At 34.3% G+C, this 19303-nt stretch carries 23 protein-coding genes; 19 read left to right on the forward strand and 4 right to left on the reverse strand.

Translation table 11 applies throughout. The annotated features are described in order from the left end of the window. Positions 1 to 142 precede the first annotated feature (142 nt). From AC3Y25_RS16445 to AC3Y25_RS16455, 3 genes are all read left to right on the forward strand, one after another. Entirely contained in the window at positions 143 to 592 is a 450-nt protein-coding gene (locus tag AC3Y25_RS16445; protein WP_489903477.1) for a hypothetical protein, read from the forward strand. An 84-nt stretch (positions 593 to 676) separates the two neighbouring features. Beyond that, positions 677 to 1696 (forward strand): phenylalanine--tRNA ligase subunit alpha, encoded by a 1020-nt coding sequence (locus AC3Y25_RS16450; protein ID WP_198855280.1) that lies wholly within the window; start codon positions 677 to 679, stop codon positions 1694 to 1696. A 162-nt stretch (positions 1697 to 1858) separates the two neighbouring features. Further along, a complete protein-coding gene (locus AC3Y25_RS16455; protein WP_489903478.1) occupies positions 1859 to 2266 on the forward strand; it encodes a hypothetical protein in 408 nt (135 codons plus the stop codon). A gap of 150 nt (positions 2267 to 2416) precedes the next feature. Here AC3Y25_RS16455 and AC3Y25_RS16460 read toward each other — a convergent pair whose 3' ends face one another. From AC3Y25_RS16460 to AC3Y25_RS16470, 3 genes are all read right to left on the reverse strand, one after another. Beyond that, positions 2417 to 3412: an NAD(P)H-dependent glycerol-3-phosphate dehydrogenase gene (locus AC3Y25_RS16460; protein ID WP_489903479.1), complete on the reverse strand. Its 996-nt coding sequence runs from the start codon at positions 3410 to 3412 to the stop codon at positions 2417 to 2419. A gap of 372 nt (positions 3413 to 3784) precedes the next feature. Next, the gene (locus AC3Y25_RS16465; protein WP_489903480.1) at positions 3785 to 4942 is read right to left on the reverse strand and encodes an iron-containing alcohol dehydrogenase; all 1158 of its coding nucleotides are present in this window, start codon (positions 4940 to 4942) and stop codon (positions 3785 to 3787) included. Between the two features lie 178 nt (positions 4943 to 5120). Then, the gene (locus tag AC3Y25_RS16470; RefSeq protein WP_379798478.1) at positions 5121 to 5882 is read right to left on the reverse strand and encodes a type 1 glutamine amidotransferase domain-containing protein; all 762 of its coding nucleotides are present in this window, start codon (positions 5880 to 5882) and stop codon (positions 5121 to 5123) included. Between the two features lie 85 nt (positions 5883 to 5967). On the opposite strand from AC3Y25_RS16470, the gene AC3Y25_RS16475 reads away from it, so the two are divergent. From AC3Y25_RS16475 to AC3Y25_RS16550, 16 genes are all read left to right on the forward strand, one after another. Continuing rightward, on the forward strand, positions 5968 to 6873 hold the full coding sequence (locus AC3Y25_RS16475; RefSeq protein WP_379798475.1) for a LysR family transcriptional regulator: 906 nt from the start codon (positions 5968 to 5970) through the stop codon (positions 6871 to 6873). Between the two features lie 67 nt (positions 6874 to 6940). Then, positions 6941 to 7297, forward strand: coding sequence for a PKD domain-containing protein (locus AC3Y25_RS16480; RefSeq protein WP_379798473.1), 357 nt, complete (start codon positions 6941 to 6943; stop codon positions 7295 to 7297). Positions 7298 to 7405: 108 nt separating this feature from the next. After that, complete coding sequence (locus AC3Y25_RS16485; RefSeq protein ID WP_489903481.1) at positions 7406 to 8098, forward strand: NUDIX hydrolase; 693 nt, start codon at positions 7406 to 7408, stop codon at positions 8096 to 8098. A 74-nt stretch (positions 8099 to 8172) separates the two neighbouring features. After that, entirely contained in the window at positions 8173 to 9006 is an 834-nt protein-coding gene (gene prs / locus AC3Y25_RS16490) for a ribose-phosphate diphosphokinase (RefSeq protein WP_489903482.1), read from the forward strand. 17 nt (positions 9007 to 9023) lie between these two features. Beyond that, a complete protein-coding gene (locus AC3Y25_RS16495; RefSeq protein WP_489903483.1) occupies positions 9024 to 9863 on the forward strand; it encodes an ADP-ribosylglycohydrolase family protein in 840 nt (279 codons plus the stop codon). A 155-nt stretch (positions 9864 to 10018) separates the two neighbouring features. Further along, a complete protein-coding gene (locus tag AC3Y25_RS16500; RefSeq protein WP_095928446.1) occupies positions 10019 to 10354 on the forward strand; it encodes a hypothetical protein in 336 nt (111 codons plus the stop codon). A gap of 2 nt (positions 10355 to 10356) precedes the next feature. Next, positions 10357 to 11220, forward strand: a complete 864-nt coding sequence (locus AC3Y25_RS16505) for a hypothetical protein (protein ID WP_489903484.1) — start codon at positions 10357 to 10359, stop codon at positions 11218 to 11220. A gap of 156 nt (positions 11221 to 11376) precedes the next feature. Further along, positions 11377 to 12459, forward strand: a complete 1083-nt coding sequence (locus tag AC3Y25_RS16510) for an adenylosuccinate synthetase (RefSeq protein WP_489903485.1) — start codon at positions 11377 to 11379, stop codon at positions 12457 to 12459. Positions 12460 to 12468: 9 nt separating this feature from the next. Next, complete coding sequence (gene ybiA / locus AC3Y25_RS16515; RefSeq protein WP_489903486.1) at positions 12469 to 12996, forward strand: riboflavin biosynthesis intermediates N-glycosidase; 528 nt, start codon at positions 12469 to 12471, stop codon at positions 12994 to 12996. A gap of 108 nt (positions 12997 to 13104) precedes the next feature. Then, positions 13105 to 13575: a macro domain-containing protein gene (locus AC3Y25_RS16520; RefSeq protein ID WP_489903487.1), complete on the forward strand. Its 471-nt coding sequence runs from the start codon at positions 13105 to 13107 to the stop codon at positions 13573 to 13575. Positions 13576 to 13593: 18 nt separating this feature from the next. After that, on the forward strand, positions 13594 to 14100 hold the full coding sequence (locus tag AC3Y25_RS16525; RefSeq protein ID WP_489903488.1) for an O-acetyl-ADP-ribose deacetylase: 507 nt from the start codon (positions 13594 to 13596) through the stop codon (positions 14098 to 14100). 41 nt (positions 14101 to 14141) lie between these two features. Next, positions 14142 to 14690, forward strand: coding sequence for an RNA 2'-phosphotransferase (locus AC3Y25_RS16530; RefSeq protein WP_489903489.1), 549 nt, complete (start codon positions 14142 to 14144; stop codon positions 14688 to 14690). A 66-nt stretch (positions 14691 to 14756) separates the two neighbouring features. After that, positions 14757 to 15317: a 2OG-Fe(II) oxygenase gene (locus tag AC3Y25_RS16535; RefSeq protein WP_489903490.1), complete on the forward strand. Its 561-nt coding sequence runs from the start codon at positions 14757 to 14759 to the stop codon at positions 15315 to 15317. Positions 15318 to 15320: 3 nt separating this feature from the next. Next, positions 15321 to 16052 (forward strand): metallophosphoesterase family protein, encoded by a 732-nt coding sequence (locus AC3Y25_RS16540; protein WP_489903491.1) that lies wholly within the window; start codon positions 15321 to 15323, stop codon positions 16050 to 16052. Between the two features lies 1 nt (position 16053). Next, positions 16054 to 16989: an ADP-ribosylglycohydrolase family protein gene (locus AC3Y25_RS16545; protein WP_489903492.1), complete on the forward strand. Its 936-nt coding sequence runs from the start codon at positions 16054 to 16056 to the stop codon at positions 16987 to 16989. 11 nt (positions 16990 to 17000) lie between these two features. After that, entirely contained in the window at positions 17001 to 18470 is a 1470-nt protein-coding gene (locus AC3Y25_RS16550) for a nicotinate phosphoribosyltransferase (protein ID WP_489903493.1), read from the forward strand. Between the two features lie 178 nt (positions 18471 to 18648). On the opposite strand, the gene nadD is transcribed toward AC3Y25_RS16550, so the two are convergent. Next, positions 18649 to 19230, reverse strand: a complete 582-nt coding sequence (gene nadD / locus AC3Y25_RS16555; RefSeq protein ID WP_250834880.1) for a nicotinate (nicotinamide) nucleotide adenylyltransferase — start codon at positions 19228 to 19230, stop codon at positions 18649 to 18651. Positions 19231 to 19303 lie beyond the last annotated feature (73 nt).

Genomic DNA, 19303 nt, shown 5'->3' on the forward strand with positions numbered 1-19303 from the left:
GTCGCAGTTTTCAGTGTTTGAGACTGTAAACTGTCACTGAAAACCGAGACTAAAATTAAAAAAAATGTGCAGATACGCAATGACATCTTATAAGCCTCATTATGCTTGTTTTAATTGTCGAAAGACCTTTAAAAGAAGATTGATGGTTGATGTCAAAAAAGGAGAAACATCGGTTTTTGAAGCCAAATGTCCGCAATGTGGTGAATTTATGGCCAATATGGGACTAGATTTTGAATCGCCTAAGAAAGACGATGTCAAAAAGTGGGAACATATTAAAAGTTTATTTTCTGTAGGCATTACGTTTCACTCCTGCGGTTGTAGCGGGCCGGGCTATATTCCAAATTCAAAAGAAAAATTAGTGGAGTATTTTGAAGGGATAAAAAAAAGATATCTTGAAAATATGGGCTTTTGGCGCACTAGAATCGAACCAACGAATAAACAAGAAAAAGAACGGGATTTAAATAAAAACTGGCATAAACTCAGCAGTATTTCTTCTAATTACAAAAAAGAAATAGTAACCAATCAGGAAGGTTTAGATTATTGGCATGTAAAGATTAAACAAGTTGAAGAAAAGTTAAATCTGATAAAATAATTTGCAGAAAACCTAAAACTGCGACGGTGACCGCACACTTTCAACTAAAAACACTAAATTTGTACTCTCAATTATCGAAGGAAAATGATAGATAAGATAAAACAACATATAGAGGAAGCTAAAGCCTTTAATGAGAAGAATAAAGAATCGTTAGAACAATTCCGTATTAAATATTTAGGAAGTAAAGGTTTGCTGAAAGAACTTTTTACTGAATTTAAAAATATACCAAACGACCAGAAAAAAGATTTTGGACAAGTAATCAATACTTTAAAAGCGGTTGCTGAAGAAAAAGTTAGAGTTATTCAGGAAGAGCTGGAAAGCAAAGAAGAGTCTAAAGGAATTTTTGGAGATTTAACTCGTGCTGCAGAACCAGTAATTATTGGTTCGCGCCACCCAATTTCTATCGTTAAAAATCAGATTATAGATATTTTTGCTAATATCGGATTCAATGTTTCTGAAGGACCAGAAATTGAAGACGACTGGCATAACTTTACAGCATTGAACTTGCCAGAATACCATCCGGCGCGTGATATGCAGGATACGTTTTTTATCCAAACTAATCCTGATGTGTTGTTGCGTACGCATACATCATCGGTTCAGGTGCGTTATATGGAAAATCACAAACCGCCAATTCGTACCATTTCTCCAGGACGTGTTTTCCGTAATGAAGCAATTTCTTCTCGTTCTCACTGTATTTTCCATCAAGTGGAAGGATTATACATTGACAAAGATGTGTCTTTTGCCGATTTGAAACAGACGTTACTTTATTTCACAAAAGAAATGTTCGGAAAATCTAAGATCCGTCTTCGTCCATCTTATTTCCCATTTACAGAGCCAAGCGCTGAGATTGATATCTATTGGGGACTAAAAACAGAAACGGATTACAGAATCACAAAAGGAACGGGTTGGTTAGAAATTGGAGGTTGCGGAATGGTAGATCCAAACGTTTTGAAAAACTGTGATATTAATCCAGATGAATACAACGGATTTGCTTTCGGAATGGGAGTAGAGCGTATTGCAATGCTTTTATACCAAATTGGAGATATCCGTATGTTCTATGAAAACGATGTTCGTTTCTTAGAGCAGTTCAAAGCAAATATTTAGGAGCTATTTCCTGCTGTCCGCTGTATCTTTTGTTTTTTAAAGAAAAAAACAAAAGGATGCCGCTTCCATCAGGGCTAGGGCTTTACGTTATAAATTACCTTTACAATAAACAAACCTTTGTTGAAGCTTCAGGCTTTGACAAAGGTTTTTAAAATTTAATAGATGAAAAAAGATATAATAATTCCAGAAGTTGAAAACGTATTTCTAGCAGCAGTGCAGGAATGGAGCGACGATTTTATGGAAAAAGTGTGGTACGCTTATTTGGTTAACGACAGTGATTTTAATTTAGACAGCGTAATGGTAGTTTCAAAAGCATTTGGAACTATTGAGGGCGAAATGAAAAAGACTTCAATCTTGCGTCATGCATTTGTTGAGGTTCCTTCGGTTTCTGTTGTGAAAATAGAATTGGTAGAAAAAAGCCTTTTACCGCTTAATAATGAGTTTATGGTAACTTTCTTCATCGGAAATACTTTATACGATAAGAAGTTTATTTTTAAAGCCAATTCGCTTGACGAAAACAATACGGAAGAAGTGCCGATTTTGTTTGTTGAAGGGGTGATGGTGAAGTAAAGTTTTAAAGAGGAAAGAAGCAAGAGTGAAGACTATATTAAACTTAAATGAAATAAAGAAGAAAGAGCCAAGACTGAAATTCAGTTTGGCTCTTTTTTTATCTCAACATTGAAGTCTTTTCTCTGGCTTCTTGCATCTTTTAACTAAAACTTAATCCAAAGACTCGGTCAATTTCTTGAAAACCGTTTTAGCGTCTTTTCCTTCGTATAAAACAGCATAAACAGCGTCTATAATAGGCGTTTTCGCACCGTAACCTTGATTTAGTTTATAAGCACTTTTTGTTGCGTAATAACCTTCGGCAACCATGCTCATTTCCATCATGGCACTTTTTACGGTATATCCTTTTCCGATCATATTTCCGAACATTCTATTTCTAGAGAAAACAGAATATCCTGTAACCAACAAATCGCCTAGATAAGCCGAATCGTTAATGTTACGTTTCATTCTATGTACTTTTCTAATGAATTTCTTCATTTCGCGAATCGCATTACTCATAAGAACCGATTGGAAGTTGTCGCCATAACCTAAACCATGCGCAATTCCGGCAGCAATGGAGTAAATGTTTTTTAGCATCGCTGCATATTCAGTTCCGATGATGTCATCTGAAATTTTGGCTTTAATATAATTTCCAGAAAGTGTTTTGGCTACAATTTTAGCTTTATCCGGATCGCCGCAAGCAATTGTCAAGTACGAAAGCCTTTCTAAAGCTACTTCTTCTGCGTGGCAAGGTCCTGTAATAACGCCAATATTGTAATATGGAATGTCGTATTCAATGTGGAAATGTTCGCCGACAATTAAACTCGTTTCTGGAACAATTCCTTTAATAGCAGAAAAAATGATCTTATCTGATAAAGAAACCGTCATGTTTTTTAACTCTGCATCTAAGAAAGCAGATGGAATGGCAAAAATAATGTAATCTGCATATTCTATCGCTTCATTTATATTGTTGGTTAATTTGAGTTTTTTGGTGTCAAATTCAACAGAACTTAAGTAGTTCGGATTGTGCTTGAATTTCTCGATATGCTCAATAGCAGCTTCATTGCGCATGTACCACGAAATTTCAGAAAGATTTACACATAACATTTTTGCAATTGCCGTTGCCCAACTACCACCACCAATCACTGCAAATTTTAAATTTTCGCTCATTATTTTAATAATTTAAAACAAAAGTACTTAATAATGTGCTAATAAAGCAAAATCTGTTTTAAGAAATTTTGAAAACAAGCTTTAATTGCAATGACTTTCAAGAAGTTTAAGAACAAAAAAAAAATTTTTAATGTTCAAACAATAAAACTATCTGACTTACGTTATAACAATTTATAAATTAGAATTTTAATGAATTTAAAAAAAATTGAGTTAGTTAGTTTTGTTTTAGTATTTTAAAAAGGCGTTCCTAAACTTGTTAAGAACGCCTTTTTTGATGAATTCCAAATTTTAAAAAAATCCCAATAGAAAAATTCCAAATTCCAATAGGTCTAAGATTGGAATTTGGAATTTTAAAAATTTGGAATTTATCCCTTAATAACTAAGTTCAACAATAGATTTTACTTTATCTAAAGTCACTAATTGATTTTCTCCTAAGCCTTTCCAACCTCTTTCCTCAAAGCGATTTACGATAAAATCGGCAGTTTTAGAATAGTTTTCTGTATATTGAGAAAGTTTAGTGTCCATTCCCATTGTATGGAAAAATTCAACCGTTTTGTTAATGGCTTCTTTTGCAACTTCTTCGTCAGAACCAGTCAAGTTGAAGATTCTTCTTCCGTATTGTGCTAGTTTTGCTTTTTTAGTTTCAAACATTACATGGTACAAACTTGGCCCAATTATCGCCAAAGTTCTAGCATGATCAATTTCGTAAAGCGCTGTCAATTCGTGACCAATCATGTGCGTTGCCCAATCGCTTGGAACACCTTTCTGAATTAATCCGTTTAATGCCATTGTACAGCTCCACATAAAATTAGAAGCCAAAGTATAATCAGTTGGGTTTGCTACGATTCCGGGACCAACTTCAATTAAAGTTTGTAGAACACCTTCTGCAATTCTATCCTGAAGAAATGCATCCGTAGGATACGTTAAATATTGTTCCATAACGTGCGTGTACGCATCTACAATACCATTTTCGATTTGTCTTTTTGGTAAAGACGAAATCACTGTAGGATCACAGATTGAAAATAGAGGAAATAAAGCACTTCCGCCAGAAGATAATTTTTCTTGAGTTGCCTCAATTGTTACCACATATCCAGAATTCATTTCGCTTCCTGTTGCCGGTAGCGTTAAAACTGTTCCAAATGGCATTGCATTTTCTTTAATTAAAATTCTTTTTTGAAGAATGTCAATCGGATCTCCTTCAAAGTTTACTGCTGCCGAAATAAACTTCACGCCATCAATTACAGATCCGCCACCAACAGCCAAAATAAAATCGATTTTTTCTGCTTTGATCACATCAACAGCTTTCATCAAAGTTTCAAATCTCGGATTGGGTTCAATTCCACCAAATTCTACAATTTCAAAACCTTTAAGGTTGTTGATTACTTGATCGTAAATTCCGTTTTTAAAAATACTTCCACCGCCATAAGCCAAAAGCACTTTTGCGCCTTTTGGAACTAATGTCGAAAGTTTTTCAATTTGTCCTTTTCCGAAAACTAAATTCGTCGGATTATATAATTCAAAGTTGAGCATTTTTTTAGCGTTTCTAAGATGCTAAGTTTCTGAGTTTTTTGCTTTAGAACATAAATTCTCAGAAACTTAACATTGTGATTTATTAATTTTTATTTTCCCATTTAGTGAATAAGAGATTGAGTTTTTAGATTTCTAAAAGAAAACCTTAGCATCTTAGAGCCTCAGTCCCTTAGACCCTTTATTTTAATTCTTGTAACAATTTTGCAGCTACCAATTTAGATGAAGCTGGGTTTTGTCCTGTAATCAAAAGTCCGTCTGCAACGGCATATGGTTGCCAGTTTGGACCTTTAGAAAAAATTGCTCCGTTGGATGATAAAGCATCTTCTAATAAAAACGGAACTACTTTTGTTAATCCAACAGCTTCTTCTTCCTCATTGGTAAATCCGGTTACTTTTTTGCCTTTTACTAGATATTCACCTTTTACTTTTACATTTTTCAAAACAGCAGGCGCGTGACATACAAATGCGACTGGTTTATTGTGTGTGTAAAAAGATTCGATTAAAGCAATTGAACTTCTATCTTCAACCAAATCCCAAAGCGGACCGTGACCTCCTGGATAAAATACAGCGTCGTAATCTTTTTGGTTAACTGTAGAAAGCTTTAAAGTGTTTTTTAATTTTTCCTGTAAAACTTTATCAGCATCAAAACGTTTGGTGTCTTCAGTTGCCGAAGCTGGATCGGCACTTTTTGGATCAATTGGCGGTTGTCCTCCAAGTGGAGACGCAATTGTAATTTCAACACCTTGATCTAATAATTCGTAGTAAGGTGCAGCAAATTCTTCTGACCAAAATCCTGTTTTTTCTCCTGTATTGCCCAGTTTATCATTGCTGGTTACAACAAATAATACTTTTTTCATACTTTTCTTGTTTGATTTTTGAGCTTCAGCAGAAATGCTTACAGCTGTAAATGCAGTTATTGCGAATAGTGCTATTTTCTTCATAATATTAAATTTTGAACAAATTTACGGCGAAAGTGATATCAGTAAAAATAAAATAAACTATGTTTGTTATTATTAAATTTATATCATGGTAAATCTAGAATGGTACAGAACATTTAAAGCGGTTTATAAAAATGGTAATTTTTCGATCGCTGCAAAAGAGTTGTTTATGAGTCAGCCTGCCGTTAGTCAGCAGATTTCAATGCTTGAAGCGCACGTTGGAAATAAATTATTTAATCGGAAATCAAAAGGAGTTGAACCAACCGAATATGCTAAGTTACTGAATAATTTGATTATAGACGCTCTTGACAGGCTCGAAAGTGTCGAAACTAGTTTCCGGGCTAAAGCAGAAGATGCTAATCGATTAATTTCTGTTGGAATTTCAAAACATCTTTTTGACTGTGTTGGTAATCTTTTAATTTCAAAGTTTGATTTAATCGATTTTACTTTTGCAGAAAACGACGAACTTTTTGCTTTAGTCGACGCAAAAAAACTTGACTTTGCTATTACAACAAAAAGATTTGACACTTTTGATACCACTTATGAAATTGTTGGAAAAATCAAACTGATTTTAGTTGCTCCAACAAGTTTGGATATAACAGAGTTCCGACAGAAATTAAAATCAGATAATTTTACTGAGATCGAGCAGTGGCTTAATGCCCAAAAATGGTACAGCCATGATGCGAGAATTCCGCATATAAAATTATTCTGGCTCCATGCTTTTAATAAAAAGAGACCGTCGATGGTTCCAAATTATATTATACCTTCGGAATCAGAAATGCTTAGGCTTTTGGCTAAAAATGAAGGAATCGCAGCAACTTGGAATTGCAACGCCAGAAATTATATCAAAGAGAATAAATTGCAGTTAGTTTGGAATAGCTTTCATGTTCCAGAGGAATTTGTGTATTTACTGATGCCTAAAAACAATAATTTGAAATCGTTTTTTGATATTATAGAGAAAGAATTAAAGCTGTTTTTTGGAAATCGATTGTGATTTCAATCATGTGTTCGTGTGTTTTAAAAGTTTAATTTTGATAAGTAAACCACTAAAATTTTCAAAAATGAAAAAGATTGCAACAGTGTTAATCCTATTTGCAGCTGTACTTATAAGTAATTCGTGCAGTAAAAGCGACGATGAAGCGATAGTAGATTGTTTAGCAGAATCAATTTTTGTTAAAATACATAATTCAACTGATGCTACTAATCCGAAGTTGATGAACTACTCGGCTGAGTATACAGGAACAGGAACTTTAGTTTCTGTAAAATGGACATTTGGTGACGGATCTACAGGAACTGGTACGGCGGTAACACATACTTATGCGGCTGCAGGAACATATGAAGCTAAGGCTGAAGTTACGGTTAAAAAAGATGGTGCAGAATGTACTTCTATCCCTAAAAGAACTGTGACAGTTAACTAAGAAAAGTTAAGAGATATTGATGAGAGTCAATTTTATAGTTTAATGCAAGAGCATAAATTATAAAGTTGACTCTCATTCGTTATATTTGTTTGAATATGATTTAGGAATATGGAAAAGTTACAAAATATTAGAATTGCGGTTGATGCGATTGTTTTTGGTTATAAAAACAATGGTTTATATGTTTTATTAATTGAACAAAAGTTTGGTTCTTCAGAGAAATATTGGGCACTACCAGGTGGTTTAGTGCAGAACGACGAATCTTTGAGCGATGCCGTTATTCGTGAATTGCATGAAGAAACCAATGTGCAATTAACGTTTATGGAACAATTGTACACTTTTGGAGATGATATTTACAGAGATTCCAGAAACCGTGTTATTTCGGTGGCTTATTACGCTTTGGTTGATGCTTCCAACTTAGAAATTAAAGCAGATACAGATGCAGAAAGAGTGCAATGGTTTAAGATTGATGAAATTCCGTCTTTGGCTTTCGATCATAATTTGATTTTAAAGAAAGGAATAGAAAGATTAAAAGCCAAACTGACTTACGAACCAATTGGTTTCGATTTACTTCCCGAGGAATTCTTATTCTCAGACCTCGAAAATCTTTATTGCACAATTTTAGAAAAAGAAATAGATCGCCGAAACTTCAGAAAAAAAATACTGAGCTATGGTTTTTTAGAAGAAACCGATATTTTTTCTCCCATAAGAAGCGGAAGACCAGCAAAATTATTTAAGTTCAATAAGCTAAAATACAATGAGTTAATTGATAAAGGCTTTCACTTCGAAATAAAGTTTGCGTAATTTTTACACAAAATAAATTGTTTATTTAAAATTAAATTCTACATTTGCGTATAATTAACGCAAACTGCAACACTATGATACTAAATCTCGACCCAAAATTCGCTCCATTTCAAAATCAGGAAGAAATCAAATTTCAAAGTTTTACTTTCTCAGGAGGAGAACCACACATTAAAATCGCTCCAGATTTTGATCCAAATAGAAAAGTTACCATTACACATCGATTGAATTCATTCAACGATTTAGGTTTGTTGTGCGTTACAGTTGATGCGCTAAGAAGAATGGATGTTAAAATCATTGATCTTTTTATTCCGTATTTCCCAGCTGCGAGACAAGACCGTGTTATGATTCCTGGCGAACCATTATCTGTAAAAGTATACGCCGATATTATTAATGCAATGCAATTGAACAAAGTTTTTGTTTTTGATGCGCATTCAGAAGTAACACCAGCTTTGTTGAATAATAGTACCGTAATTCCGAATTACACTTTTATCAAAGAAGTTTTGAATAGAATTGGCGAAAACGTAAAACTGATTTCTCCAGACGGTGGCGCTTTGAAAAAAATTTACAAAGTATCTGAGTTTTTAGGTGGTGTTGCGGTTGTAGAATGCAGTAAAAGCCGCGATGTAAAAACGGGAAAATTATCTGGTTTTAAAGTTTACAACGAAGATTTACAAGGAATGGATTGCTTAATTGTAGATGATATCTGCGACGGAGGAGGAACTTTTGTAGGATTAGCCGAAGAGCTAAAAAAGAAAAATGCAGGAAAACTTTACTTAGCAGTAAGCCACGGAATTTTCAATAAAGGTTTTGAAGTTTTAAACTGCTTTGATGGCATTTTTACAACCAATTCTTTTAAAGATTTTGAAGGAGAAAGCGTTCAAGTGATTGGATTAGATCAATTAGTTTAACTTTTGAATTGTAAAAAATGATACTAGAAGCAGCAATAGGAGACGCTTACGGAGCAGGATTTGAATTTCAGGAGTTAGATTATATCATTAAAAACAATCATTTAACGCAATATCATAAACATGGTATGTATACAGAAATCTACAAAAGATATACTGACGATACACAAATGGCCATTGCAATAACAGAACTTTTATTGGAAGATGACAATTGGAATGAAGTAAAAGTTGCCGATAAGTTTGTTGAAGTTTTTCACAGAGATAAAAGAAGAGGTTATTCAGATAGGGTTTATAACGCATTAGATGCTAGTAAAAACGGAACTGATTTTCTAAAAATTATCGATAATAGAAGTAGTGGAAATGGATCGGCCATGCGAGCTTACTCTATCGGACTTGTAAAAGATGTTAATCAGTTATTGGATTTTTGTGAAATTCAGGCAAAAACATCTCATCTTACTGCAGAAGGAATTAGCTGTGCTAAAAGAATAGCTTTAGCGGTTCATTTTTACAAATATAAATTGGGAGACAAAAGCTCTTTGGTAGATTTTATAAACGATACTTTAAAAGAAAAAGAAGTATACCAAGTAACATCACCAATTGATATGCACGGGTATTTTACAACTCAAGCTGTTATCAAAATGGTTTCTGAAGCAGATTCTATGCAGGATTGTTTAAAAAGAGGAATCGATTATGGTGGAGATACAGATACCGTTGCAGCTTTGTGTATGGCGATTTTGAGTCAAAAAGATAATTGCGAAAAAACACTGCCGAAGTTTTTGTATGATGAATTAGAAAACGGCACATACGGAAGAGATTTTCTAATCAGTTTAGATCTTAAATTGAAAGAGAAGTTTCATTGAGATTATAAGTTTCACGTTTCAGGTTTCAAGTTGTTGTTGCGAGTGTGAGACATGAAACAAAAAAATACTATTAACTTTTTCAAATTTAAAACCAAATTTCAGGCCCAGCATATAACCTGAAACTTTAAACTTGAAACAAAAACAACCAAAATATTATGAGCGACGATTTAAAACCAAGATTTATTGAGTCTTTAAAAAGGAACAATGATCAGATAAGAGAAGACAGAGCCAAAGTAATTGGTGAGGATTCAGAATTGATATACAGAAGAAGAGTCGAAGATATCGAATTAAAAATCAAAAGACTCGAAAGAGAACAAGAAGGGCTGATCGATATTAGTCCATTGGATAAAAACAGTTTGACTTTTGCTGATTTTCAGCCAGAAGCCTTTGTTCAGAAAGACATGGAGCTTTCGCTGACCATTAGAAATTTAAACATCCAGTTTGAGGTTACAAAAAAGAGATTTGAGTATTTATTTGGTAAAAAATATTAGTCATGGGAGGTACAAGATATGATTTCGGTGCTCGTGAAGACAGAGCAAAAAAAGTAGGCTATGCTAGTAAATCAGCTAGCGAGATTTTTACACAGAATGCATTACGAATGGCTCATGAATCTATGAACCCAAACGGAGTGGTTTTTAGAGAAGCAAGAGATTCAGATGTGCATCCCAATACAGTTCCGATTATTTTAGGATTGGACGTTACCGGAAGTATGGGACATATTCCGCACGAATTGATAAAAGAAGGACTTCCAAAATTAATGGGAGGAATTATCCAAGGTGGCGTTCGAGATCCAGCGCTTTTATTCTTAGGAATTGGCGATCACGAATGCGACAGATATCCGCTCCAAGTCGGACAGTTTGAATCTGGCGACGAAGAATTGGACATGTGGTTAACAAGAACCTACATTGAAGGCGGAGGAGGAGGAAATGCTGGTGAAAGTTATCTTTTAGCATGGTATTTTGCAGCTTTTCACACCAAAACCGATGCTTTTGAAAAAAGAGGACAAAAAGGATTGCTGTTTACAGTTGGTGATGAGCCAGGTTTAAAAACACTTCCAGCTTCAGCAATTAAAGAAATTATGGGGCAGGGACAACAGACTTATACGCATCTTGAATTATTAGCAGAAGCGCAAAAAAAATACGATGTCTATCATATTAGTGTATTGCATTCAGGACAAGCCATTAATGCCGATGTAGAATGGAAAGAATTACTGGGGCAAAATTGTTTGTCTATCGAAGATCACAGAGAAATTCCAAACGTAATTAAAAAGATAATCTGCGATAAACATAAAAGTTCTGTTTCAGGTTTAGGAACAAGTCCGGTTTCAGGAGGTTTAGATAATATAGAAATGCTTTAAAATTTTCTGAGTTTCCGAGATTAAAATAATAAGTTTTTTTCTCAGCAATGACAAATTTGCTCGCAAAGACGCAAAGGCGCAAAGCCTTTTAATTTAAAGGTTAAGCTTAAAAAACTTTGCGGCCTCGCGCCTTTGCGAGATTAAAATAACAACAAAATGAAAACAGCGAAAATAGTTATAGGTTTAGGATTTGGTGATGAAGGAAAAGGCATAACCACAGATTTTCTGGCAAAACAAAATCCTGAATCAATAGTTATTCGGTTTTCAGGAGGACAGCAGGCCGCTCATACCGTCATGATTGGCAATAGAAAACACGTGCATTCGAGTTTTGCAAGTGGAGCACTTCGCGGTCTTCCGTCTTATTACAGCGAACACTGTACGATTCATCCGCTTTTTTTATACAACGAAAGAGAAGAATTGAAAGAAAAAGAGGCTAATCTGGATTTGTACATTCATCCTTTAGCAAAAGTGACCACTCCTTTTGATGTATGGCATAATAGAGGAAATGCTAGGAATATTGACCACGGAACCTGTGGAAAAGGCATTGGTTCAACCATGAAAAGAAATGAAGGTCCATATAAATTATTTGCTATAGATTTGATTGCGCCTCGAGAAATGCTTTTAGAAAAACTAAATCAAATCGCCTATTATTATGGTTTTTTAAACGAAAGTGAAATCGACTATGAAGTAGAAAAATATTTAGAAGCAATAGATGAATTAAAATGGAATATTGTGGATTATACGTTTCTTTCAAAATACGAAAATCTCATTTTTGAAGGCAGTCAGGGAATTCTGCTGGATATGGATCACGGCGTTTTTCCAAATGTAACCTATGCCAATACCACTTCAAAAAATGCAATTGAAATTTGCAATAAACTAAAGATTGAAGATGTAGCCATTTATTACGTAACCCGAAGTTATTCAACCCGCCATGGACACGGCTGGATGGCTAACGAAGGAGAAATTAAATTAAAAAACAACGAAGAAGAAACTTGTGTTTTTAACGAATACCAAAAACATTTACGTTTTGGAAAGTTGAATTACGAACTTCTGAATTATGCTCTAAAACTCGATGCCGCTTACAGCCCAACGGCAAAACGAAATTTGGTTGTAACCTGTATGGATCAGTTGGATCAGAATTATGAGTTTGAAAGTCTCACAACAACGTTCAATGAAATCTATGGATCATTTTCACCCGATTCAAAAGATTTTAAAAACATTACTTCTTTGTTCCAATAAATAGAAAAAATGAAATACAATATAGATACCATAGCTCCAGAGAGTAAGTTTATATTTTTCTGGGGTCATCAACCGAGTAAAGACGGAAAAATTCTTAAAACCTGTTTCAGCCAATGGTGGTTGAGTTCTTTTAAAGTAGATAAAGTAACTTATAAAACTGCAGAACATTGGATGATGGCAAAGAAAGCTGAATTATTTAACGATCAAGAAATTTTAGAAAAAATCCTTGAAGCTGATTCTCCTGCCGAAGCTAAAAAATTGGGTAGAGAAGTTAAAAATTATGTTGATACGGTTTGGCTAGAGAATCGATACGAAATTGTAAAACAAGGAAACTTTCACAAATTCAGCCAAAATGCAAATTTGAAAACGTTTTTACTAAACACGAAAGAACGCGTTATCGTAGAAGCAAGTCCGGTCGATCCAATTTGGGGAATCGGAATGGCAGAAGATCATAAAGATGTTCTAAAACCAGAAGCCTGGAAAGGATTGAATCTTTTAGGTTTTGCTTTGATGGAAGTTAGGGATGAATTGAGATAAATCGAAATGCTAAAGGTGTTCCGCTAGGAACATTTGGTCGGTAGAAAAAAATATTGATTAATCGAATTTACGTTCCGTAGGAACGTTTGATTAAAATAAATTGTAAAAATGAAAGACATTCAATATATAAAAGGCGATGCAACATCTCCTGAAGGATTAGAAAACAAGATAATCGTTCATGTTTGTAATGATATTGGCGGATGGGGAAAAGGGTTTGTAATGGCAATTTCAAAAAAATGGAAAACACCAGAAAAGCAATATCGTGATTGGTTTAAATCTAAAAATGATTTTGAATTAGGAAAAGTGCAGTTTGTTCAAGTTGAAGAGGATTTATGGGTAGCGAATTTAATTGGACAGCATAAAATAAATAAAGACGAAAACGGTGAAGCTCCAATTCGATACCATGCGATTGAAGAAGGGTTAGAGGCAGTTTCTGATTTTGCAAAAACAAACAACGCATCAGTCCATATGCCTAGAATTGGATGTGGATTAGCAGGAGGAAAATGGGAAATGATTGAACCTATCATTCTTAAAACTCTTTCTAGTCATGATATAAAAGTCGTGGTTTATGATTTTTAAATCCATAATAAAAGTATCATGAAAATTGAATTGTTAAAAGCAGATATAACAGAAATTAAGGTTGATGCGATCGTAAATGCCGCTAATACTTCCTTGCTTGGAGGTGGTGGCGTTGACGGTGCAATTCATCGAAAAGGAGGAAAAGCAATTTTAGATGAATGTGTCCAAATTAGAAATAAGCAGGGAGGATGCAAAACTGGTGAAGCTGTAATTACAGTTGCAGGAAATCTGCCTTCTAAATATGTTATTCATACGGTTGGGCCAGTTTGGAATGGTGACAAAGAAGAAAAATCAAAATTGCTTGCAGATTGTTACAAGAACAGTTTGAATCTTGCTGTTGAAAACAGAATCAAAACGATTGCTTTTCCAAATATTAGTACAGGGATTTATCACTTTCCAAAAGATAAAGCCGCAGAAATCGCAGTAAGAGCTGTAAAAGATTTCGATAAATCAAATGAAATAGAAAAGGTAATATTTGTCTGTTTCGATGATGAAAATTATAAGATTTATAAAGACCTTTTGTAGATGTTCCTTAGGAACATTTCGTTGGTAAAAAAAACATTAATATGAATGAAAATATAGCAAAAAGCGTCAGCAAGTTTTTAAGTCTGGTGCTTAGACATTCGCCAGAAAAAATCGGATTAAAATTAGATGAAAACGGTTGGGCAGATGTTGAAGAATTAATTACAAAATGTAATAAAAAAGGACAACGCATGGATGCAGAACTTTTAGATTACGTTGTAGAAAATAACGATAAAAAGCGTTTTGCTTATAACGAAGATAAAACCAAAATCCGTGCAAGTCAGGGACATTCAATTTCGGTTGAATTAAATCTGACAGAAACAGAACCTTTGGAATATTTGTACCACGGAACGGTTGGGAAGTTTATGGAAAACATTCGTGCAGAAGGTTTGAAAAAAATGAGTCGTCAACACGTACATTTAAGCAAAGACAAAGAAACGGCAACAAAAGTAGGAAGCCGAAGAGGAGTGCCACAAATTTTAACCGTTAGAAGCGGCGCGATGCATAGAGACGGATTTAAATTTTATTTATCCGAAAATAATGTTTGGTTGACCGATGAGGTTCCGGCGAAGTACATTGAGTTTGCATCATAATATAAAGATTGCTTTAGAGATCAGACTTTTCAAGAAACAATTTTAGTAATTCCTAAATACATAATCATGCTGAATATTATTAATGAAGAAAAGGAAATTTACACAATCGATAATTTTCTTACCGTTGAAGAATGTAATGAGTTAATAGAGAGAAGCGAACAAATTGGCTTTGAAGAAGCTGAAGTAAATGTTGATGGTGCACAAAAAATGATGAAAATGGTACGCAATAACGAGCGTATCATGTATCGGGATGATGAATATGCCTCTTTATTATGGCAGAAACTGGAACCACATGTTAGAGCAGAAGTAGGAAACAGTACAGCTATTGGATTAAATGAAATGTTCAGGTTTTATAAGTATAATTCAAGTCAGCGTTTTAAAATGCATATTGACGGAAGTTATAAACGTAATGAATCAGAATCTAGCTATTATACATTTCTTATTTATCTGAATGATGGTTATGAAGGCGGAGAAACAAAATTTGCTTCGGGTGAAATTATTGAACCCAAAACAGGATCAGCTCTTATTTTTGAACATAAACAGCGTCATGAAGGGGCATCTTTGATTTCGGGAGTAAAATATGTTTTAAGAAGTGATATTATGTATAAAAGTAAAGACAGTATTTAATTAATGAAAAGAACACTAGTTTTTGGAGATATTCACGGAGGATTAAACGCTTTGTTTCAATTACTGGAAAGAGTCTCGATATCTGAAAATGACAGATTAATTTTTTTAGGAGATTATGTAGATGGATGGAGCGAATCGGCACAGGTTATTGATTTTCTGATTGATTTATCCAAAAAGCACGAATGTATTTTTATAAAAGGAAATCACGATGCTTGGTGTCAAGAATGGTTGATGAACGATGTTGTAAATGATATTTGGTTTCTTCATGGAGGAAAATCGACAATAGAAAGTTATAAGAATGTTGATTTTTCGGAAAAACAGAAACATCTCGAGTTTTTTAATCAAATGAAAGATTATTTCATAGATGAAAACAACAATCTTTTTATTCATGCTGGATTCTCCTCTATGCATGGACCAGAAAAAGAGCATTACCAAACCAACTTTTCGTGGGACAGAACATTATGGGAAATGGCGCTGACAATGGACAAGCGAATCAAAAAAGATTCACTTTTATATCCAAAAAGATTATTGCTCTTTAATGAAATCTACATAGGCCATACGCCAACGCTTCATTACGATGTAGAAATCCCAATGCAAGGTTGTAATGTTTGGAATATTGATACAGGAGGAGGTTTTTATGGAAAACTTTCCTGTATTGATATAGAATCAAAAGAATTCTGGCAGAGTGATGTCGTGCAAAACTTGTATCCTAACGAGAAAGGAAGAAATAAATAAAATGAAAAATACAATAGAATCTGGTTTATTTGGCCTAGCTGTTGGCGATGCTTTGGGAGTTCCGGTTGAATTTCAATCTCGAGCTTATTTAAAACAAAATCCAGTTACAGAAATGTTTGGTTTTGGAACGCATTATCAGCCAATTGGAACCTGGAGTGATGACAGTTCACTTGCTTTTTGTTTAGTGGAGAGTTTATGTTCGGGCTATGATTTGAATGATATTGCAAGGAATTTTGTAAAATGGTATAGTGCAGAATTGTGGACACCACACGGACAGGTTTTTGATATTGGAATAGCAACCAGAAATGCAATTTTAAATATTGCAAAAGGGCATCAGCCGGATTTATGCGGAGGATTTTCTGAAAGCGATAACGGAAATGGCTCCTTAATGCGTATTTTGCCATTGGTTTTTTATCTTCAAAAAGAAAATAATATTGAAGTTATTTATCAAAAAGTAAAAGAAGTTTCATCTATAACACACGCACATTTCAGATCTGTATTTGCTTGTTTTATTTACGTGGTTTATTGTTTGGAAATCTTAAAAGATAAAGATAAATTCGAAGCTTATAAAAATACCCAACTTATTCTTTCTGAATTTCTGAAAGATAAAAGTTTTAATCCTGTTGAAATCGGATTATTTGATAGAATTTTGAAAAATGATATTTCAAAATACAATGAAAACGAAATTCATTCTTCGGGTTATGTGCTTCATAGTTTAGAAGCGAGTATCTGGTGTTTTCTAAATTCGAATTCTTATGAAGAAACTGTTTTAAAAGCAGTTAATTTAGGGCAAGATACAGATACAACCGGTGCAATTGCGGGAGGATTGGCAGGAATTTATTATGGAATCGAGAGTATTCCGCAAAAATGGATTGAGAATTTAGTAAGAACAAACGATATAAAAGATTTAGCAGAACGCTTATCAAATAAAATATAAATAACTTATATATGAACCCACTACTATTAACTGACGGTTACAAAGTTGACCACAGAAGACAATACCCAGACGGAACCACAATCGTATATTCTAACTGGACACCAAGAAAATCAAGAATTGAAACAGTTGATGAGGTAATCTTTTTTGGATTGCAATATTTCATTAAAAAATATATCATTCATGACTTCGAAGAGGATTTCTTCAAAAAGCCAAAAGAAGAGGTGATTAAAAAGTATTCTCGCAGAATCAATAATTATTTAGGCGAAAATTTAGTTGGAACTAAACATATAGAAGATTTACACGATTTAGGATATATTCCGATGGTGTTCAAAGCTTTGCCAGAAGGCGCAAGCGTTCCGTTGAGAGTTCCAATGTTTACGATGTACAATACAATTCCAGAATTTTTCTGGTTGACGAATTATTTCGAAACGTTACTTTCTGCAGTAGTTTGGCTGCCTTGTAACTCAGCAACCATTGCAAAAGAATACAGAAAAGTATTGGACAAATATGCGGCAGAAACTTCTTCTGTTCCAGAATTTGTAGACTGGCAGGCACATGATTTCTCAATGAGAGGAATGGGCGGAATAGAAGCAGCTCTAACTTCTGCAGCTGGACATTTATTAAGCTTTACAGGATCTGACACGATTCCTGCAATTGATTTCTTAGAAGAATATTACAATGCCAATTCAGATCTAGAATTGGTTGCAGGTTCAGTAGCCGCAACAGAACATTCTGTTATGTGTATGGGAACAACAGAAGGCGAGTACGAAACTTTCAAAAGATTAATTACAGAAGTTTATCCAAAAGGAATTGTTTCTATCGTTTCTGATACTTGGGATTTATGGAAAGTTCTAACGGATTATCTTCCAAGATTAAAAGAAGAAATTGTTTCAAGAGAAGGTAAAGTCGTAATTCGTCCTGACAGCGGTGATCCAGTTGATATAATCTGCGGAAATCCAAACGGAAAAACAGAACAAGAGAAAAAAGGTGTTATCGAATTGCTTTGGGATGTTTTTGGAGGAACTACAAATGCTAAAGGATTTAAAGAATTGGTTCCGCAAATCGGAGCTATTTACGGAGACAGTATTACAGTAGCAAGAGCAACTCAAATCTGCGAAAGATTAAAAGAAAAGGGATTTGCTTCTACGAATGTTGTTCTTGGAATTGGTTCTTTCACTTATCAATACAACACCAGAGATACGTTCGGATTTGCGATGAAAGCAACTTACGGAGAAGTAAACGGAGAAGGAAGAGCCATCTTCAAAGATCCGATTACAGATGACGGAACTAAAAAATCGGCTAAAGGATTAATGAAAATCGATTTAATCGATGGCAAGTATCATTTAACAGATAATGTTTCTTGGGAAGAAGAAAAACAAAGTGAATTGAAAGAAGTTTTTAGAGATGGAAAACTTTTGGTTGATCAATCGCTGAGTGAAATCAGAACGAGAGTAAAAAGTGAAGTAAGTATAGAAGCTTAATTATAAATAGAAAGCCTGAATTTTTAAATTCAGGCTTTTTTATTGCGCTCTGTTGTCATTTCGACCAAAGGGAGAAATCACACTCGTAAATCGACAAAGATGGGATGCCTTTTGCGGAGTTTCTTGTGTGATTTCTCCCTTTGGTCGAAATGACAAGATTATGTAAACTGTTCGGGAATTACTTCTTATAAAAATTATTATGATCAATATATTCCCAAACCTTTGGAGGTAATAAAGGCTGAATGTTTTTGCCTTCTTTAATACTGTTTCGAATAAAAGTCGAAGAAATCTCTACAATTGGCGCATCGATTACATGAATTTTGGGATGCGATTTTAGCTCAACATTTTCAGGTTCATCAGAAATTCTTGGGTATACATAAATATCATGATTTTCCAGTATCACTTCATAGTTTTTCCATTTATGAAGCGTTTTCAGATTGTCTTCGCCCATAATTAATGAAAATTCATGGGTTGGATATTTCTCTTGTAAATGAGCGAGCGTGATAACAGTATAACTCGGCTGAGGTAATTTAAATTCGATGTCAGACGGTTTTATCTTTGTGTAATCTTCTGTGGCCAGAAAAACCATTTGCAGACGCTGTTGGTCGTCTAATAAAGTCGATTTCTTTTTTAACGGATTGTGAGGCGTAACAACCATCCAAATCTGATCTAAATCTGCAAACTCGGCCATGTGATTCGCAATGATTAAATGACCAACATGTATAGGGTTGTATGTTCCGAAGTAAAGACCTATTTTCATTTTTTATAGTTTCACAGAGAGTCGCTAAGATAGCACAAAGATTCGCAAAGTTTAAAATAATACTTTTGCGAAT

This window comes from Flavobacterium sp. LK-23, from assembly GCF_058135255.1.

What these genes read in the sequence shown, in the direction of transcription:
- nadD (WP_250834880.1), bottom strand. Translation starts at nt 19,230, where the DNA reads ATGAAAATAGGTCTTTACTTCGGAACATACAACCCTATACATGTTGGT.
- AC3Y25_RS16545 (WP_489903492.1), top strand. Translation starts at nt 16,054, where the DNA reads ATGAAAAATACAATAGAATCTGGTTTATTTGGCCTAGCTGTTGGCGAT.
- AC3Y25_RS16455 (WP_489903478.1), top strand. Translation starts at nt 1,859, where the DNA reads ATGAAAAAAGATATAATAATTCCAGAAGTTGAAAACGTATTTCTAGCA.
- AC3Y25_RS16480 (WP_379798473.1), top strand. Translation starts at nt 6,941, where the DNA reads ATGAAAAAGATTGCAACAGTGTTAATCCTATTTGCAGCTGTACTTATA.
- AC3Y25_RS16530 (WP_489903489.1), top strand. Translation starts at nt 14,142, where the DNA reads ATGAATGAAAATATAGCAAAAAGCGTCAGCAAGTTTTTAAGTCTGGTG.
- AC3Y25_RS16495 (WP_489903483.1), top strand. Translation starts at nt 9,024, where the DNA reads ATGATACTAGAAGCAGCAATAGGAGACGCTTACGGAGCAGGATTTGAA.
- AC3Y25_RS16460 (WP_489903479.1), bottom strand. Translation starts at nt 3,412, where the DNA reads ATGAGCGAAAATTTAAAATTTGCAGTGATTGGTGGTGGTAGTTGGGCA.
- AC3Y25_RS16445 (WP_489903477.1), top strand. Translation starts at nt 143, where the DNA reads ATGGTTGATGTCAAAAAAGGAGAAACATCGGTTTTTGAAGCCAAATGT.
- AC3Y25_RS16450 (WP_198855280.1), top strand. Translation starts at nt 677, where the DNA reads ATGATAGATAAGATAAAACAACATATAGAGGAAGCTAAAGCCTTTAAT.
- AC3Y25_RS16500 (WP_095928446.1), top strand. Translation starts at nt 10,019, where the DNA reads ATGAGCGACGATTTAAAACCAAGATTTATTGAGTCTTTAAAAAGGAAC.
- prs (WP_489903482.1), top strand. Translation starts at nt 8,173, where the DNA reads ATGATACTAAATCTCGACCCAAAATTCGCTCCATTTCAAAATCAGGAA.
- AC3Y25_RS16475 (WP_379798475.1), top strand. Translation starts at nt 5,968, where the DNA reads ATGGTAAATCTAGAATGGTACAGAACATTTAAAGCGGTTTATAAAAAT.
- AC3Y25_RS16520 (WP_489903487.1), top strand. Translation starts at nt 13,105, where the DNA reads ATGAAAGACATTCAATATATAAAAGGCGATGCAACATCTCCTGAAGGA.
- AC3Y25_RS16470 (WP_379798478.1), bottom strand. Translation starts at nt 5,882, where the DNA reads ATGAAGAAAATAGCACTATTCGCAATAACTGCATTTACAGCTGTAAGC.
- AC3Y25_RS16550 (WP_489903493.1), top strand. Translation starts at nt 17,001, where the DNA reads ATGAACCCACTACTATTAACTGACGGTTACAAAGTTGACCACAGAAGA.
- AC3Y25_RS16540 (WP_489903491.1), top strand. Translation starts at nt 15,321, where the DNA reads ATGAAAAGAACACTAGTTTTTGGAGATATTCACGGAGGATTAAACGCT.
- AC3Y25_RS16505 (WP_489903484.1), top strand. Translation starts at nt 10,357, where the DNA reads ATGGGAGGTACAAGATATGATTTCGGTGCTCGTGAAGACAGAGCAAAA.
- ybiA (WP_489903486.1), top strand. Translation starts at nt 12,469, where the DNA reads ATGAAATACAATATAGATACCATAGCTCCAGAGAGTAAGTTTATATTT.
- AC3Y25_RS16510 (WP_489903485.1), top strand. Translation starts at nt 11,377, where the DNA reads ATGAAAACAGCGAAAATAGTTATAGGTTTAGGATTTGGTGATGAAGGA.
- AC3Y25_RS16485 (WP_489903481.1), top strand. Translation starts at nt 7,406, where the DNA reads ATGGAAAAGTTACAAAATATTAGAATTGCGGTTGATGCGATTGTTTTT.
- AC3Y25_RS16535 (WP_489903490.1), top strand. Translation starts at nt 14,757, where the DNA reads ATGCTGAATATTATTAATGAAGAAAAGGAAATTTACACAATCGATAAT.
- AC3Y25_RS16525 (WP_489903488.1), top strand. Translation starts at nt 13,594, where the DNA reads ATGAAAATTGAATTGTTAAAAGCAGATATAACAGAAATTAAGGTTGAT.
- AC3Y25_RS16465 (WP_489903480.1), bottom strand. Translation starts at nt 4,942, where the DNA reads ATGCTCAACTTTGAATTATATAATCCGACGAATTTAGTTTTCGGAAAA.